Genomic DNA, 15,887 nt, shown 5'->3' on the forward strand with positions numbered 1-15,887 from the left:
ATACAATGGTAAATTTCATCAAAAAGATACTAAATGACAAAAAAGAATATAAAGAAATGATGGCGCGTGTCGAAGCTTTGCCAGGCGACTATCCAGAAGCCTATAAAAAAATCTGCAATTATATGTGGACTTTCTCTGCCGGTAGCGGCATGGATATGCTGAGAATCCAATATGATCTTATCGACTTGTTTGAAGATGGTGCGGCAGAAGGCAAAGAAGTTTTGGAAATAACAGGTGAAGACGTGACAGCATTCGCTGATGGACTGATCGAACAAGCGAAAAGATGGGATGATAAGTTACGTAATAATTTAAACAAAAGCATTTTAGATCGTGTGGGTAAGAAAAAATAAGCGTAGAAGAATCTATGTAGAGAAAACCAGTTGTTGGTGCTACCGCGCTTTTAAGCACGCGCCTTCAGCATAAAATAGGGAGGGGAACAATATGAGTAATACAGCAATTTCAGTGAAAGGGCTTGAAAAATCTTTTAAAGATCATGAAGTTTTAAAAGGTGTAGATTTTGAAGTGAAAAAAGGCAGTGTTTTTGCACTTCTAGGATCAAACGGCGCCGGTAAAACAACTATCATTAAAATTTTAACTACTTTACTCAAAACTAATAAAGGTGAGATTGAAGTATGCGGTGCGAATCTTCGAACAAATCCAGAGCAAGTGCGTGAGAAAATCAGCCTGACGGGGCAAAATGTGGCCGTAGATGATATTTTAAGCGGTCGAGAAAATCTTGACTTAGTTGCAAAACTTCGCCATTTACCAAATCGAAAAGAAGCAGTAGAAGATAGTCTGCGTCGCTTTGATCTTTTGGAAGCAGGTGATCGAGCTCTTGCCACTTATTCAGGTGGGATGAAAAGACGATTGGATTTGGCTATGACTGTGCTTGGCTCACCTGAACTTGTTTTTCTTGATGAGCCGTCTGTAGGACTTGACCCTGAAGCACGTTTGGCTTTATGGGATGTAATTCGTGATCTGGTTAAAGCTGGTATTACTGTTTTTCTGACTACTCAATATTTAGAAGAAGCCGAACAATTAGCAGACCGCATTGCCATTTTGCATGAAGGAAAAATTATCGTCCAAGGAACAATGGAAGAACTAAAAGCAATTCTTCCTCCTAAAAAAGTAGAATATGTGGAAAAACAGCCGACACTTGAGGAAATTTTCCTGGCTGTCACTGTCAAGAAAGGGGCGGAATAACATGAGTAAAGAACATTTAATCAGTGATACAATGACCATGAGCGGAAGGGTGATGAAGCATTCTCTCCGCAGTGTAGATACGATTATTACTACGATCCTTACACCTATTATGTTGATGCTGGCTTTTGTCTACATTTTCGGTAGTGCCATGACAATGGATAAAGCGGAGTATGTTAATTTTATCGTACCAGGTGTACTGCTTATGTGTATTGGAATGGGGATTTCCTACACTGCGGTCCGGGTGAACATGGATATGACAAGAGGGATTTTTGATCGGTTCCATTCCATGCCAATCGCCAAATCTTCAATTCTAGGAGGGCATGTAATCTCAACTTTGCTATTAAACTTATTATCAGTTGCTGCTGTGATTCTCATTTCTTTTCTGATGGGATTCCGTCCTCACGCTAATTTTGTGGAATGGTTATTAGCAGTAGGTATGATTCTAATTACTATTTTCGCTTTCACTTGGATGGCGGTAGCTTTCGGACTTATGGCTAAGTCTTATGAAGGTGCAAGCGTGTTTTCTTATCTGTTAATGGGTCTAATGTTTGTCAGTTCAGCCTTTGTTCCAACAAATAACATGGGTAGCAAGCTTCGAGCTTTTGCCGAAAATCAACCGATGACACCACTTGCCGAAAGTGTGCGCTCGCTTTTAGCTGGGCAGCCTAATTATGGTGACCTTTTAACAGCAGTAATATGGTTAGTGGGAATTGGGATTTTGTTTTACTTGATTTCGATGAAGGTCTACAAAAAACGAATGAAATAGATTGCTTAAGTACGGGTTGGAGATTTCATTCAGTCTGTACTTTTTTATTTCGAATAAATTATTATTTTTGTATATCTTTATCCTATTAGTAATATCACCGGAATACGCAGTAAAGTCTAATAGATATAAAAAACCATCATTCGTAGTTTGAATACTACGCAATGATGGTTTTTTCAAATACATTATCCGATTTGTTTATTAGCTTCTTTTTCATCAACCCAAGCTTCTAAATGTTCACGACCTGGTAGTTCAGAAATTGAATCTGCATGGAAAACTGGATCTAAACCTTTTTTCTTTTGAGCTATATAGTCCAATAATAGAGCTTTAGCAACTTTAGATAGACGCGTAATTGCATATAAGTTCACTAAAACCATTAGTCCCATAAAGATATCAGCTAAAGACCAAATTAATTCGGCACTATATAATGCTCCGAATAATACCATTCCAATTACAGCAAAGCGATATAGGTAAATTGTTTTTTTACTATTCTTCATAAAACTAATATTTGATTCACCATAGTAGTAGTTACCCATAATTGTACTTAAAGCAAATAAGAATACAGAAATAGATACAAATGTTGCTGCAAAGTCACCTAGACTTACACGTAATGATTCTTGTGTTAAAGGAATACCTGTTAACTCAGAAGTTTTGTAAACACCTGAAACTAATACGATCATAGCAGTAGATGAACAGATGATAAATGTATCTACAATTACGCCTAAAGCTTGGATAAAGCCTTGCTTTACAGGGTGAGTAACATCAGCTGTAGCTGCTGCGTTTGGCGCTGAACCCATACCTGCTTCGTTCGAGAATAATCCACGACGAATTCCATGAAGTACAGCAGCACCCATTACACCGCCAAACATTTGTTTGAAAGTAAATACACCCTCAGAGAAAATTGCACCGAAAACGTTAGGTAAGATATCAAAATTAGCAATCATTACCCATAATGCTAAAACTATGTAAACACCAGCTTTAATTGGTACTAATACTGTAGAGAATTTTGCGACTGAATGTACTCCACCAAAAATAATGATAGCAGTAATAATAGCAAGTACAATTGCAGTAGTTGACGTACTGATGCCAAATTCATTGTCAATTGAAGCAGCGATTGTATTGGCTTGTACAGCATTAAAAATAAGACCAAAAGATAAAGTAATTAAAATACTAAAGATAATGCCAAGCTTTCTATTTCCTAAAGCTTTTTCCATGTAATAAGCAGGTCCACCACGCCAAGAATCACCATCTTTAACTTTGTAAACCTGAGCTAGCGTACTTTCTACGAAAGCAGAAGCAGAACCAATCAGTGCGATTAGCCACATCCAAAATACTGCACCAGGACCACCTAATGCTACTGCTGTTGCAACACCGGCAATATTACCAGTACCAATACGAGCAGCCATCCCAATCATGAATGCCTGTAATGATGAAACAGTTTTTTTGTCTTTGTCTTTATTCTTACGACCATCCCCTAATAGACGAAGCATTTCAGGGAAAAATCTAATTTGTAAGAAGCCTAAATACACTGTTAAGAATAAGCCGATTGCAACTAAGAAAATTACAATTAATTTGGCCCATAAATAGTCATTTAGTACTGAAATAAATTCTGTCATGAATTTCATCTCCTTGTTGTAAAATTTTTGCAAAAATAGCAATACTAATGATTATAAAATAAGTTAGAGCATTCTGTAAAATGAATTTTGTGAAAAAATGCTGATATATCAACGATAAATTTAATCAGAAGGGAAATGAAATAGCAGTTTTTTTAGTATATCCCTATAACATATCTTGTGCAAAAAAGAAAATAATCTACTAAGTCTAAAAAATAAAATATTTATTTAATATTGAACATAAGAAGTCCTCGATATCTCAATTCTCTTAAAAAAGAGCTATCCATGTATAATGGAAGAGCTCTTTTTTGTTGTGTATAAAAAAGAATGATAAATAAATGAAATGTGATAATATAATGATAGCAATCAATACTGATATTTTAATGATATATCAGAAGTGGAAAATAAATAATTCTAGGAATATAGGCTTAACAAAAAGTTTGTTTTAACATCTAATAATTAGCTAAATAATTATAAACTTGGTATAGTTTTTTAAATAAAACACTCAATTCAATTTATACAGATGGAGTAAATAAGGATGCCTCATGAATTATTATTTTATGTACTGATTATTATATTTGCAGGTTCATTAAGTTTATTTTTATCTTTATATGCTCATCTAAATCTAAAAAATGCGCCAGGTGTGAAGCCATATATTGGGGTAACCATTTTATCTACTATTTTTACATACTCGTATGTATTTGAGTTATGTAGTAAGTCTTTAGAACAAATAAAATTTTGGTTAAAGATTGAGTATTTAGCAATGCCATTTATTCCAGTTTTTATCTTGTTGATGTGTTTAGAGTACATAGGAATCAGGCTAAAGAATTGGATTTACTATATTCTATTTATACCCCCAATTGTTACAATCTTTATGCATGATACAAATGATCTTCATCATTTATATTACAAATCGGTTAGTTTAAATAGTGAAATTCCTTTTCCAATCGTAAAACTAGAGTATGGTCCATTTTTTTATGTCCATTCAATTTTTCTATTTTTATGTCTAATGATTAGTATGATTATGTTATTTGTTCGTTTAAGAAAAGCTGCTGTTTTTCGGTTTAAATTACAAATATTTATGATGATAGCTGGTTTGATCATGCCAATAGTTGCAAATCACTTCTATTTAAATGGATTAAGCCCTTATGGAATAGATTTAGGTCCAGTTTCAATGAGTATTTCTTTTTTATTTCATGGTTCAGCTCTGCTAACATTTCAAATGTTTAATGTAGCTCCAATAGCGAGAGATACGGTATTTGAAAGTATGAAAGACGGGGTAATCGTTTTAAGTCAAAATAATAGATTGGTGGACTATAATCATGCAATGAAGGATGTTTTACCTATTCTAAATAAACACATGATTGGCAAACCGATTGATGACATTTTATGTGACCATCATTATTTATTTGAGCTAATTCAAAAAGGACAATCTTGTGATTGTGAATTGTTAATAAATAGGCAAAACATACATTACAATATTCGTTTTGCACCTGTTCTGAATGAAAACGGCATCACTGTTGGACAGATTCTTACCTTCACTAATATAACGGAAAGAATCTATTTACTAAAAAAATTAAAACGTCTAGCAAGTATAGATGGATTAACTCAAGTATTTAATAAATCATTTTTTATGAATAGATATGAAGAGGTTTTTAATGAGCTCAAAGCTATGGGAGAGAATATTGCAGTCATAATGTTTGACATAGATTATTTTAAAAATGTTAACGATACTTTTGGTCATGAAGTGGGAGATATTGTATTATCGGGTGTTGCTAGATTAGCAAAAGATCATTTAAGGAGTTCAGATCTTATAGGACGATATGGCGGAGAGGAATTTGTTATTTGTTTGCCAAATACAAATATTCTTGAAGCATATAAAATAGCTGATCATATTCGAGAGAAAATTGCTGAATGGAAGACAAGCATAGATGATAAAGAAATAGAGGTAACCTCAAGTTTTGGGGTAACGTCTACGCAATTTTTGATCGGAGACGAGAATAAAACGATGCAATCTTTGATTAGAGAGGCAGACCAAGCACTTTATGTTGCAAAAAATGGTGGCAGGGATCGTGTTGAGATTTTTGAAATAGTTCATGAATATTCACATTAGTTCAAACAGTTCAAACAAGAACTAATCATTAGAGAAGTACTACCTTTAGAAAAGGTAGTACTTTTTTGATATAGACTCTTATGGCCGCAGATAAATGTCGTAATGCAATGTTTCAAGCAGAATGGGGTAGTGGAATCACCGTCTTTATACACAGAGGCTAAGGTTTAAAATTACTATTTGACAGAAAAAAGTGATTCATGATATATTTATCTCGAATTCAAGATATCTTGAATTCGAGATATTTTTTACAACCCGTATTTAAGTATGAATAATGAAACAAAATATAAATGAATCGAACGTAATGTTCAGTAGGAGGAAAAATATGAACGGTTTAAAAGGAATCCATCATGTAACAGCCATTACAAGTAGTGCAGAAAAAAACTACGAATTTTTTACGTATGTATTAGGAATGAGATTAGTTAAAAAAACAGTAAATCAAGATGATATTCAAACATACCATTTATTCTTTGCAGACGATAAAGGTAGCGCAGGAACAGATATGACATTCTTTGATTTTCCAGGTATTCCAAAAGGAGTGCATGGAACAAACGAAATTTCAAAAACATCATTCCGTGTACCAAGTGATGAAGCAATTGAATATTGGTTAAAACGTTTTGATCGACTAGAAGTAAAACATACTGGGATTAAAACACAATTTGGTAAAAAGACTTTATCTTTTGTTGATTTTGATGATCAACAATATCAATTAATATCAGATGAAGACAATACAGGTGTTGAATCTGGTACACCATGGCAAAATGGTCCAATTCCTTTAGAGTATGCGATTACTGGATTAGGACCAATCTTTGTACGAACTGCCCATTTCGACTATTTTAAAGAAGTACTAGAAAAAGTTATGTTATTTAAAGAGATTGAAAAAGACGGTTCAGTTCATTTATTCGAAGTAGGAGAAGGTGGAAATGGTGCACAGGTAATCGTTGAGTATAATACAGTTTTACCTCAAGCGATCCAAGGTTTCGGAACTGTACATCACACTGCATTCCGTGTAGACGATCGATCTGTTCTTGAAGAGTGGATTAAACGCTTCGAATCTTTCAAATTCCCAACTTCTGGGTATGTAGATCGTCACTTCTTTGAATCATTATATGTAAGAGTTGCACCACAAATTTTATTTGAATTTGCAACAGATGGCCCAGGATTCATGGGGGATGAACCTTATGAAACGCTAGGTGAAAAATTATCATTACCTCCATTTTTAGAATCAAAACGAACTGAAATTGAAAGTATGGTTCGTCCAATTGATACTGTTAGAAGTACGAAGGAATTTGTAAAAGAATAATTTCATTAATAGATAAAAAAGAAAACACTCATTAATATTTGAGTGTTTTTTTGTTTTTTGAACAATGAAATCTTGATTTTGATTTTCCAATAGTTCACTATTTTGAATCATATAGTTTTCAATAATTTTCGCTTCCTACGTAGCCAAAGATGAGACTGTTCAATTAGTGCAAAAACAATAAATATGAAAAGTATTAAAAACAATATAACAAGTCCACTATAGACAAATCGTTAACTGCCCTTGCGTTCGTTTAAAGACATTCTTCTCTCCGTTATTTCGAAAACCGGGTAAAAAGGAAAGAAGCTTAGTTTTCAAATTTATACCCTATCCCTCTAATAGCGACTCTTGTTTTCCGAGATTATCTAATTTCTTTCGAAGTAATTTAACAGTTGCATCAATTGTTTTCATTGATACATCTGAATCATATCCCCATATGCGTTCCAGGAGTAGGGTTGCAAAGTATAAATGAATTAGATTCATACACTCGACAAAATCAATTAAATCTTTCAGAAGAAGAGACAGAAGGAGTAGTCTTTTAAATGCCAATGCAAAATCAATTGATGATGTAATCAAAAAACTGAAAAAAAGTGAAAATGTTGAAATCAAAGATAAAGAACTGAAACAAGAACGATCTACAGAAGAAACCGAATAAAATAAGTAATAACGAAAAATACCTTTTGAGAAAGAGTCCTCAAAAGGTGTTTTTTTCTATAGTTCACTTAGACGGCACATTTAAAGGTACTTTCAAGCTCTACAAAGAAATAAATATAGTATAAGGAGGGATCATATGATTTTTTATAAAGCATTAAAATATTTAGCGTTTCTAATCTTATTGTTCGGAGTTACAATAGGCTGTTTATATATTAATAATCATATACAGAAAATTGCAGCTGAGACATATGACTACTCAAACTATATATTAATATTATCATTCTTATATGTTCCGATTGGCTTATGTCTTGGATTGCCACAATTATTGGCTGAGTGGAAGAAAACAGGGAGCTGGAACATTAATGTAACGAAACTGATTGTCTTAGGAATCCCCGCTTTATATATTTCTGGATATACGTATATACATTACAACATACCTTCTTTACAATTATGGAATTCTGTAGCGGTGGAGCTTCTACAAGTAAAAGCGACAGTACTTTCGAATGTAATATTAGGTTATATTTTTATAACAAGTTTTCATAAGTAACTTCTTCTAGTGGTGAAAGGCAGTACCTATATGGTATGGCCTTTTTTATTGCTCAAAAAATCATCTTTTTATATGCAATGTAATAAATTTTTATTATTCACCTCGTTTTTGTTAGAAAAAGTAAACATTTTTAATGAATATTGTAAAAAAACCTTCTATTGAAATATTTTAGTGAATAAGATTCTTTTGAACTAAATTATTTTTTAGGAGAGAAGACATGAATCGTACATCTAAGAAGGTTATGTCAAAAGAAGAGATGCTATTTTGTATTCAACACGGTTTAGAAAAAACAACCAATCCTAAAAGAATTGTTATTGTAGGAGCAGGAATTGCGGGGCTAGTATCTGCTTCTTTACTAGAGGAAGCTGGTCATGATGTTGTTATTTTAGAAGCAAATGGGAGAGCAGGGGGACGCATTTATACGAAAAGAAATCCATTTATTAATGACCAATATCTTGAGCTAGGAGCAATGAGAATACCATCTACCCATCATCTTGTTTTGGCGTATATAGAAAAATTCGGCCTAGAAATCAATGAATTTATTAATGGTAAATCAGATGATGTTATTTATGCGAATGGCATAAAAACGATACAAAAAAAGTATGAAAAAAATCCAGATATGCTAGGTTATCATGTGAATGAAAATGAAAAAGGAATAAATGTAGATTCTTTAATTGAAAGATCAATTAAACCGGTAATCGATTATATTAATCAAAATCCTGAAGAGAATTGGGAGAAAGTCATTGAGGAGTTAGATCGTTATTCGATGGACTCTTTTTTACGTTATAATCCCGTAGGCGAGTCTCTTTCTCCAGGAGCGGTAGAAAAAGTTAAAGTGCTGGTAGGGCTGGAAGGATTTCCAGAGCTTGCATTTACAGCAATATTAAGAGAATTTATCGTTTTGCTTACGAAAGAGATTAAGTTTTATGAAATTACTGGTGGAAACGATAAATTGGCACATAAATTTCATGAGAAATTAAAAAAACATATATATTTTGGCCAAAAAGTGAATAAAATCGTGCAAGAAAATCACCAAGTTACGATTCATTCAGAACATTATACTAGCCATATTCCTTTTGAAACTTCGGGTGATTATGCGATTATGACAATTCCGTTCTCCTTGCTAAACTTTATTGAAGTGTGCCCACGTGATTCATTTTCATATAGCAAATGGAAAGCAATTCGAGAGCTTCATTATGTAGCCTCTACAAAGATAGGTTTGCAATTTAAGACAAGGTTTTGGGAGAAGGAAGGAATACTTGGTGGGAAACTTACGACGGATTTACCAATTCGATTCGCTTATTATCCTAGTAATCATAATGGAGTTAATGGTTCCGGTATCATATTAGCTAGCTATACATGGGAAGATGATGCATTAATTTGGGATAGTATGTCAGAACAAGATCGTATTATGAATGCGTTGAGAGATTTGGCAACGATTCACGGAGACCAAGTATATACAGAATATATTACGGGTTACACACATAGTTGGGCATTGTACCCATATGCTGGTGGTGCATTTTCAATGTTTAAACCAGAACAAAATAAAGAGCTCTCACCTCATGTTTACACACCAGAGGGAAGAGTTCACTTTGCTGGAGAACATACTTCAACAGCACCTGCTTGGATCGAAGGAGCTGTTGAATCAGGTATACGAGCTGCCTATGAGATAAATAAAAGGTCATTTCATGAATAGCCCATTTCTTTCTCATTAATTTGATAAGTTATGAATATAGTGAAATAGTTGATGTTTTTACTTTCAAAGGAGTGATCACTTTGAACGATAATCAAAAAGATAATAATCTCCAGTTTACCCATGTTAAAGCATATAGTGTTTATCACGGACCAAATGATCCTTGTCCACCAATTGGACAGAAATACTATTCAACTCCACCACAACTTTATCTAGGGTTTCAACCACCAAATTTAGAACAATTTCCTTATAAGGAAGCACTGCAAAAAGGAACACTTTGGAAAGTTTTCTATGATTTTTATGACAATCCTTATAAAGCAAGGGGGTAAAAAAGATGACGCGTTCATTACCGCCGGAATACTATCAAGAACTAGAAGAACTGCAAGCAGTTGATTTTGTATTAGTTGAATTGACATTATACTTAGATACTCACCCAGATGATGCGAATGCAATTAACCAGTTTAACCAGTATGCACAGTATAAGAAACAAATTGAAGCTAATTTCGAATCCAAATATGGTCCACTTTTTCAATATGGCAATAGTTACTCTGACGAGAATTGGGGCTGGGGCAAAGGCCCATGGCCATGGCAAGTTTAGAAGGAGGGGAATCAGATGTGGATTTATGAAAAGAAATTACAATATCCAGTTAAAGTAAGTACTTGTAACCCAATGTTAGCTAAATTTTTAGTAGAACAATATGGTGGGGCAGATGGAGAGCTTGCTGCTGCTTTAAGATATTTAAACCAACGATATACAATACCTGACAAAGTAATAGGACTATTAACTGATATTGGTACGGAAGAATTTGCACATTTGGAAATGATTGCTACGATGATTTATAAATTAACAAAAGATGCTACTCCTGATCAAATGAAAGCAGCAGGGTTAGATGCTCACTATGCATCACATGATAGCGCTTTGTTTTACCATAATTCTGACGGTGTTCCATTTACTGCAGCATATATCCAAGCAAAAGGGGATCCAATTGCAGATTTATACGAGGATATTGCAGCTGAAGAAAAAGCACGGGCTACATATCAATGGATTATTGATATGTCAGATGATCCGGATTTAAATGATTCTTTAAGATTTTTAAGAGAGCGTGAAATCATCCATTCACAAAGATTCAGAGAAGCAGTAGAAATCGTAAAAGACGATCGCCAGCAAAGAAAAATATTTTAAATATATATGACAAACCTCTAGTGTATTATGGGACATTAGAGGTTTATTTCATAAGTGAAGAATAAAAAACCACAAGCCATTAAACTGAGAAAAATGTATGTTATTGAGAAGAATGATGAATTGTGTCGATTTAATTTTCAGATAAAAATGATGAAAAGGTATTTTGGATTTGAAAAAGAGGTGATATACTATCATCAACTGGTAATGACGTCATTACTATCACTAGGAGGTGCTGTTCATATATTAAAATTGTAGTTACTGTAAGACATTTTTGAAAGCCTTTACAATACAACTGGTAATAACATCATGATGAGATGTGTTTTATTAGGTTGGAAATCTATTAAACTTTCAGAAGAAGGAAGGGAAAAGAGATGAAAAAATGGCTTATCATGATTTTAACCTTGGGGCTGGGATTACTAGGGTTAGCAGGATGTAGTTCTAGTGATGAAACATCAAGTGATGGAAAAGTCGAGATTACTTATGGATTTTGGGATAAGAAGCAAGTACCTGCAATTGAAGAAATTATAAAATTATTTAATGAAAAAAATCCTGATATTAAAGTGAAGACTGAGCTGACTCCTTACGCACAGTATTTCCAAAAGCTTGAAACAGCTGCTACGGGTGGGGCGCTACCCGATGTGTTATGGATGAATGGTCCGCATGTTGTTCAATATGCAAAAGGTAAAGTCATTCTTCCACTTAGTGACATGGCTAAAAAAGATGATTATAGCTTTGATAATTACCCGAAGTCATTAATTGATCTTTATACAGTTGATGAAGAAGTATATGGAATTCCTAAAGATTTTGACACGACAGGTTTATGGTATAACAAAAAGATTTTTGATGAAGCAGGAGTACCGTATCCAGACGATACTTGGGACTGGAACAAGTTAAAAGAAGTAGCTACTAAGCTAACAAATAAAGATAAGGGTATTTGGGGCTATGCTGCTTTAATGGGTAACCAAGGTGGATATTATGATTTCATTTGGCAAAATGGAGGTCATATTATCTCAGAGGATGGTAAGTCTGTTGGATTTGATCAACCCGAAGCGATCGAGGCACTAAAATATAATATTAGCTTTATTGAAGACGGGCTTTCTCCAACCCAAGCTCAAATGACGGAAACAGCGGCTTCTGAACTATTCTCTTCAGGTAAAATCGCTATGATGTTTGATGGACCTTGGATGGTTCCAGAATATAAGAAAAATCCTGACTTAAATGTCGCGGTTGTACCAAAAGGAAAGCAACGTGCTGTTGCGATTCATGGATTATCTAATGTTATTGCGGCGAATACAAAGCATAAAGAAGCAGCTTGGAAGTTTGTACAATTTTTAGGCTCTAAAGAAGCAGCGGAAGTATATGCGAAAACAGGAACAGTTATTCCTGCTTACAATGGTACACAAGATGCTTGGTTACAATCTGTCCCAAATTTGAATCTTAAAGCATTTATTGATGGTGTTGATTATTCTGTACCTCTACCAAGCGTGGAAAATACAGGGGAAATTTGGCAGTACGAAACTGATATTTTGAAAAAGGCTTGGAGCGAGGAAGAAAGTGTAGAAGATGCTGTAAAAGAGTTAACGAAAAAAGCAAATGAGGCACTATCTAAGAACTAGAAAAAATGAAGAGGAGAAGTAGTTTCTTCTCTTTATTTTCCTTAAAAGGAGGGAGTATAGTGAAGGAAATTCCTCTACAAGTTGAAGTAAACGCGAAAAGAAGAAAATTGAAGGTACCAAACTTAAGCAAAACAAGAAAACGTTCCGATTTCTTTTGGGCGTATCTGATGATTGCTCCTACCATGCTAGGCTTATTGGTTTTTTACCTGTGGCCAATACTTCAAACGATTTACTTTAGTTTTACAGAATGGGGAGCATTTGGGCAGTATGAGTGGACGGGGTTAGACAACTATAAACGAATGGTAGATGATGCTAATCTTTTACAGTCATTCAAGAATACTGGCATTTATATTTTATTTACAGTTCCAATTGGAATTTTCCTTTCGATTCTAGTAGCTGTTCTCTTAAACCAGAAAATTAAGGGGAAATCCGTTTATCGAACGTTATATTTTTTACCAGTAATTACAATGCCAGCTGCGATCGCAATGGTGTGGAGATGGCTCTATAATTCAGATTATGGACTCCTTAATTATCTTTTATCTCTTATTGGGATAAAGGGTCCACAATGGGTAAGTGATCCGAAAATTGCATTGTATTCAATCGTAGTAGTAGCAATTTGGAGTGGAATTGGCTATAACGTAGTCATTTTCTTATCAGGTTTGCAGGGAATACCGAAGACGTATTACGAAGCAGCGGAAATTGATGGTGCAGGTCCAATCAAGGTGTTCTTTAAAATAACCCTACCATTACTATCTCCAGTCATTTTCTTCGTTACGATTATGTCCTTTATTGGGGCATTTCAAGTGTTTGATTTAATTTTCATGATGATTGGAAAAGGCAGTACAGCATTGGAAAAGACGCAATCTATTGTGTATTTATTTTATCAGCATGCATTCGTGTTAAACGATAAGGGCTATGCAGCCGCAATCGCTGTTCTATTACTCATTATTATTCTCATCATTACTGCGATTCAAATGGTTTTACAGAAAAAATGGGTTCATTATGATTAAAGGAGGAGTAACCATTGGAAAAAACGAGACAGCTTGTTACAAGTAAAACACTATTAATCCATATCATCCTAATAGTCGGCGCCGTTGCGATGGTACTACCTTTTATTTGGATGTTCCTCACTTCATTAAAGACTTATGCGGAGTCAATTCATGTTCCACCTGTAATCATTCCAAAGGATTTTCAATGGGAAAACTATAAAGAAGTTTTTACATTACTTCCTTTTTTTAAATTTATGCTTAACACCTTAATCGTTACTGTTCTTCGGACAGCTGGCCAATTATTTTTATGTTCACTAGCTGCCTATGCATTTGCGAGGATAGAATTTCCAGGTAGAAATGTTCTGTTTTTAGTAGCATTATCTGTTTTAATGGTACCAGGGCAAGTTTTTTTACTACCGCAATATATGATTATGGTGAAATTAGGATGGTTAAACACTTTACAGGCTGTGGTAGTTCCTGGTTTATTTAGTGCATTTGGTACATTCTTATTACGTCAGTTTTTTATGGGGCTTCCAAAGGAGTTAGAGGAAGCCGCTAGATTGGATGGGTGTAATCATTTTCAAATTTACTGGCGCGTTATGCTACCTCTAGCAAAACCAGGTTTAGTTGCTTTAGGAATTTTTACAACTCTTTGGAGCTGGAATGAGTTAATGTGGCCAATGATTGTTAATAGTTCACCAGAATCTATGACCCTATCAGTAGGTTTGTCTTCGTTGCAAGGCCAATATTTAACAAACTATCCGGTATTAATGGCAGGATCTTTTTTAGCAATCGTACCAATGCTTATCTTATTTATGATTCTGCAAAAGCAATTTATTGAAGGAATTGCCATAACAGGCGGAAAATAAAGGATTTAATAAAGCTAGGAGGAAACTGATGATGAAAGCAGCATTAATCGGAGCGGGAAGCAGGGGTTTTTATGCATACGGATCGTATGCTCTTCAATATCCACATGAAATTCAATTCATTGCGGTAGCTGAACCAAATAAAGAAAAGCGAGAGAAATTTGCCGAAGCACATAATATTCCAGAGAATATGAGATTTGAAGATTGGACGGAGCTTTTAGAAAAAGAACAGCTTTGTGAGGCTCTCTTAATATGCAGTCCAGATCGGAACCATTTTAAACCGGTTATGAAAGCAATTGAAAAAGGATATAGTATTTTACTAGAGAAACCAATGTCACCGGTTCCACATGAGACATTAAAAATTGCCGAAGCAGCTAGCAAAAACAATACATTATTAACGGTTTGTCATGTGATGCGATATGCTCCATTTTATCAAGCATTAAAAGAAATCATTGACCAAAAAGCAATCGGAGAAATTGTATCTATTCAATGGAATGAGAATGTTGGATATTTTCATCAAGCACATAGCTTTGTTCGTGGTAACTGGCGCAATTCAGGGGAATCAAGCCCGATGATCCTTCAAAAAAGCTGTCATGATATGGATATGCTAGCCTGGTTAATAGGTAAGGAATGTCAAAGTGTTTCTTCTTACGGAAGTTTATCTTATTTTAAAAAGGAAAATGCTCCAGAAGGTTCAACATATCGCTGTTTGGATGGATGCAAGGTGGAAAAAGAATGTCCATATTCAGCTGCTAAATGGTATTTACACGATCGTGATGTTTGGCCAGCTAATGTCATTTCGGCAGATTCAAGTATAGAAAGTAGATTAAAGGCGATTCAAGAAGGTCCATATGGTCGCTGTGTGTATCATTGTGATAATGATGTAGTTGACCATCAAGTAGTTAATTTATTGTTTGATAATGATGTGACAGTTGCCTTCACCATGACTGCTTTTACAAAGGAAACCTTCCGAAACTTTAAAATCATGGGTACAAAAGGCGAAATTAATGGTAATGACGCAAAAAATGAGCTCGAGATCAATTATTTTTCAGGGAAAAAAGAAATAATCCATCCTGAAACAGTAGATGGAGGGCATATGGGTGCAGATACAAGTATAATGGCGGACTTTATTTATAGTGTAAAACAGAAAAGTAATCGCAGTTTAACATCCGCAATTGTTTCTGCGCAAAGTCACATGATTGCCTATGCAGCTGAGGAATCAAGAGTTACAGGTGCAATCGTATCATTAAAAGAATATGTGGAAAATTTGAAAGAGATAAAAGAGGAAGTTTTATAAAAAATCTACTGCTGCAAAATGTGGTAACTTTTTCAATATTATGTATAATATAC

General features: G+C 34.5%; 15 protein-coding genes and 1 pseudogene. 14 read left to right on the forward strand and 2 right to left on the reverse strand.

The window, feature by feature from the left end:
* Positions 1–5 precede the first annotated feature (5 nt).
* The 3 genes from ABID96_RS02505 (at position 6) to ABID96_RS02515 (ending at position 1,969) form a co-directional block, all read left to right on the forward strand.
* Complete coding sequence (locus ABID96_RS02505) at positions 6–350, forward strand: DUF1048 domain-containing protein (protein ID WP_192603290.1); 345 nt, start codon at positions 6–8, stop codon at positions 348–350.
* A gap of 91 nt (positions 351–441) precedes the next feature.
* Positions 442–1,203, forward strand: a complete 762-nt coding sequence (locus ABID96_RS02510) for an ABC transporter ATP-binding protein (RefSeq protein WP_192603289.1) — start codon at positions 442–444, stop codon at positions 1,201–1,203.
* A gap of 1 nt (position 1,204) precedes the next feature.
* Positions 1,205–1,969 carry an ABC transporter permease gene (locus ABID96_RS02515; protein WP_192603288.1) on the forward strand — a complete coding sequence of 255 codons (765 nt, stop codon included), beginning with the start codon at positions 1,205–1,207 and terminating at the stop codon, positions 1,967–1,969.
* A gap of 182 nt (positions 1,970–2,151) precedes the next feature.
* Here the strand turns inward: ABID96_RS02515 and ABID96_RS02520 are convergent, their stop codons facing one another.
* Positions 2,152–3,591, reverse strand: a complete 1,440-nt coding sequence (locus ABID96_RS02520) for an alanine/glycine:cation symporter family protein (RefSeq protein WP_192603287.1) — start codon at positions 3,589–3,591, stop codon at positions 2,152–2,154.
* 526 nt (positions 3,592–4,117) lie between these two features.
* Here ABID96_RS02520 and ABID96_RS02525 point away from each other — a divergent pair.
* Positions 4,118–5,692 (forward strand): histidine kinase N-terminal 7TM domain-containing diguanylate cyclase, encoded by a 1,575-nt coding sequence (locus ABID96_RS02525; RefSeq protein ID WP_192603286.1) that lies wholly within the window; start codon positions 4,118–4,120, stop codon positions 5,690–5,692.
* A 322-nt stretch (positions 5,693–6,014) separates the two neighbouring features.
* Positions 6,015–6,992 (forward strand): ring-cleaving dioxygenase, encoded by a 978-nt coding sequence (locus ABID96_RS02530; protein WP_192603285.1) that lies wholly within the window; start codon positions 6,015–6,017, stop codon positions 6,990–6,992.
* Positions 6,993–7,296: 304 nt separating this feature from the next.
* Here the strand turns inward: ABID96_RS02530 and ABID96_RS02535 are convergent.
* Positions 7,297–7,442 (reverse strand): annotated as a pseudogene (locus ABID96_RS02535) (winged helix-turn-helix domain-containing protein); the annotation flags it as partial.
* A 337-nt stretch (positions 7,443–7,779) separates the two neighbouring features.
* On the opposite strand from ABID96_RS02535, the gene ABID96_RS02540 reads away from it, so the two are divergent.
* From ABID96_RS02540 to ABID96_RS02580, 9 genes are all read left to right on the forward strand, one after another.
* Positions 7,780–8,190 carry a hypothetical protein gene (locus ABID96_RS02540; RefSeq protein WP_192603283.1) on the forward strand — a complete coding sequence of 137 codons (411 nt, stop codon included), beginning with the start codon at positions 7,780–7,782 and terminating at the stop codon, positions 8,188–8,190.
* A gap of 217 nt (positions 8,191–8,407) precedes the next feature.
* Complete coding sequence (locus ABID96_RS02545; protein WP_192603282.1) at positions 8,408–9,886, forward strand: flavin monoamine oxidase family protein; 1,479 nt, start codon at positions 8,408–8,410, stop codon at positions 9,884–9,886.
* 80 nt (positions 9,887–9,966) lie between these two features.
* Positions 9,967–10,212 carry a spore coat associated protein CotJA gene (locus ABID96_RS02550; protein WP_192603281.1) on the forward strand — a complete coding sequence of 82 codons (246 nt, stop codon included), beginning with the start codon at positions 9,967–9,969 and terminating at the stop codon, positions 10,210–10,212.
* A gap of 5 nt (positions 10,213–10,217) precedes the next feature.
* Positions 10,218–10,481, forward strand: coding sequence for a spore coat protein CotJB (locus tag ABID96_RS02555; RefSeq protein WP_192603280.1), 264 nt, complete (start codon positions 10,218–10,220; stop codon positions 10,479–10,481).
* A gap of 15 nt (positions 10,482–10,496) precedes the next feature.
* Complete coding sequence (locus tag ABID96_RS02560) at positions 10,497–11,066, forward strand: manganese catalase family protein (RefSeq protein WP_088000701.1); 570 nt, start codon at positions 10,497–10,499, stop codon at positions 11,064–11,066.
* Positions 11,067–11,437: 371 nt separating this feature from the next.
* Entirely contained in the window at positions 11,438–12,682 is a 1,245-nt protein-coding gene (locus tag ABID96_RS02565) for an ABC transporter substrate-binding protein (RefSeq protein ID WP_192603279.1), read from the forward strand.
* Positions 12,683–12,741: 59 nt separating this feature from the next.
* Positions 12,742–13,692, forward strand: a complete 951-nt coding sequence (locus ABID96_RS02570) for a carbohydrate ABC transporter permease (protein ID WP_377896597.1) — start codon at positions 12,742–12,744, stop codon at positions 13,690–13,692.
* Between the two features lie 89 nt (positions 13,693–13,781).
* Positions 13,782–14,540, forward strand: a complete 759-nt coding sequence (locus ABID96_RS02575; RefSeq protein WP_088001692.1) for a carbohydrate ABC transporter permease — start codon at positions 13,782–13,784, stop codon at positions 14,538–14,540.
* 28 nt (positions 14,541–14,568) lie between these two features.
* A complete protein-coding gene (locus ABID96_RS02580; RefSeq protein WP_192603277.1) occupies positions 14,569–15,834 on the forward strand; it encodes a Gfo/Idh/MocA family protein in 1,266 nt (421 codons plus the stop codon).
* Positions 15,835–15,887 lie beyond the last annotated feature (53 nt).

It is taken from the genome of Gottfriedia sp. OAE603 (genome assembly GCF_040543965.1).
GTDB lineage: Bacteria > Bacillota > Bacilli > Bacillales > Bacillaceae_G > Gottfriedia > Gottfriedia solisilvae.

Bases quoted from the DNA above. Each gene is read 5' to 3' on its own strand.
- ABID96_RS02525 (WP_192603286.1), top strand. From the start codon at position 4,118: ATGCCTCATGAATTATTATTTTATGTACTGATTATTATATTTGCAGGT.
- ABID96_RS02575 (WP_088001692.1), top strand. From the start codon at position 13,782: ATGGTACTACCTTTTATTTGGATGTTCCTCACTTCATTAAAGACTTAT.
- ABID96_RS02510 (WP_192603289.1), top strand. From the start codon at position 442: ATGAGTAATACAGCAATTTCAGTGAAAGGGCTTGAAAAATCTTTTAAA.
- ABID96_RS02580 (WP_192603277.1), top strand. From the start codon at position 14,569: ATGATGAAAGCAGCATTAATCGGAGCGGGAAGCAGGGGTTTTTATGCA.
- ABID96_RS02555 (WP_192603280.1), top strand. From the start codon at position 10,218: ATGACGCGTTCATTACCGCCGGAATACTATCAAGAACTAGAAGAACTG.
- ABID96_RS02530 (WP_192603285.1), top strand. From the start codon at position 6,015: ATGAACGGTTTAAAAGGAATCCATCATGTAACAGCCATTACAAGTAGT.
- ABID96_RS02520 (WP_192603287.1), bottom strand. From the start codon at position 3,591: ATGAAATTCATGACAGAATTTATTTCAGTACTAAATGACTATTTATGG.
- ABID96_RS02515 (WP_192603288.1), top strand. From the start codon at position 1,205: ATGAGTAAAGAACATTTAATCAGTGATACAATGACCATGAGCGGAAGG.
- ABID96_RS02560 (WP_088000701.1), top strand. From the start codon at position 10,497: ATGTGGATTTATGAAAAGAAATTACAATATCCAGTTAAAGTAAGTACT.
- ABID96_RS02545 (WP_192603282.1), top strand. From the start codon at position 8,408: ATGAATCGTACATCTAAGAAGGTTATGTCAAAAGAAGAGATGCTATTT.
- ABID96_RS02505 (WP_192603290.1), top strand. From the start codon at position 6: ATGGTAAATTTCATCAAAAAGATACTAAATGACAAAAAAGAATATAAA.
- ABID96_RS02565 (WP_192603279.1), top strand. From the start codon at position 11,438: ATGAAAAAATGGCTTATCATGATTTTAACCTTGGGGCTGGGATTACTA.
- ABID96_RS02540 (WP_192603283.1), top strand. From the start codon at position 7,780: ATGATTTTTTATAAAGCATTAAAATATTTAGCGTTTCTAATCTTATTG.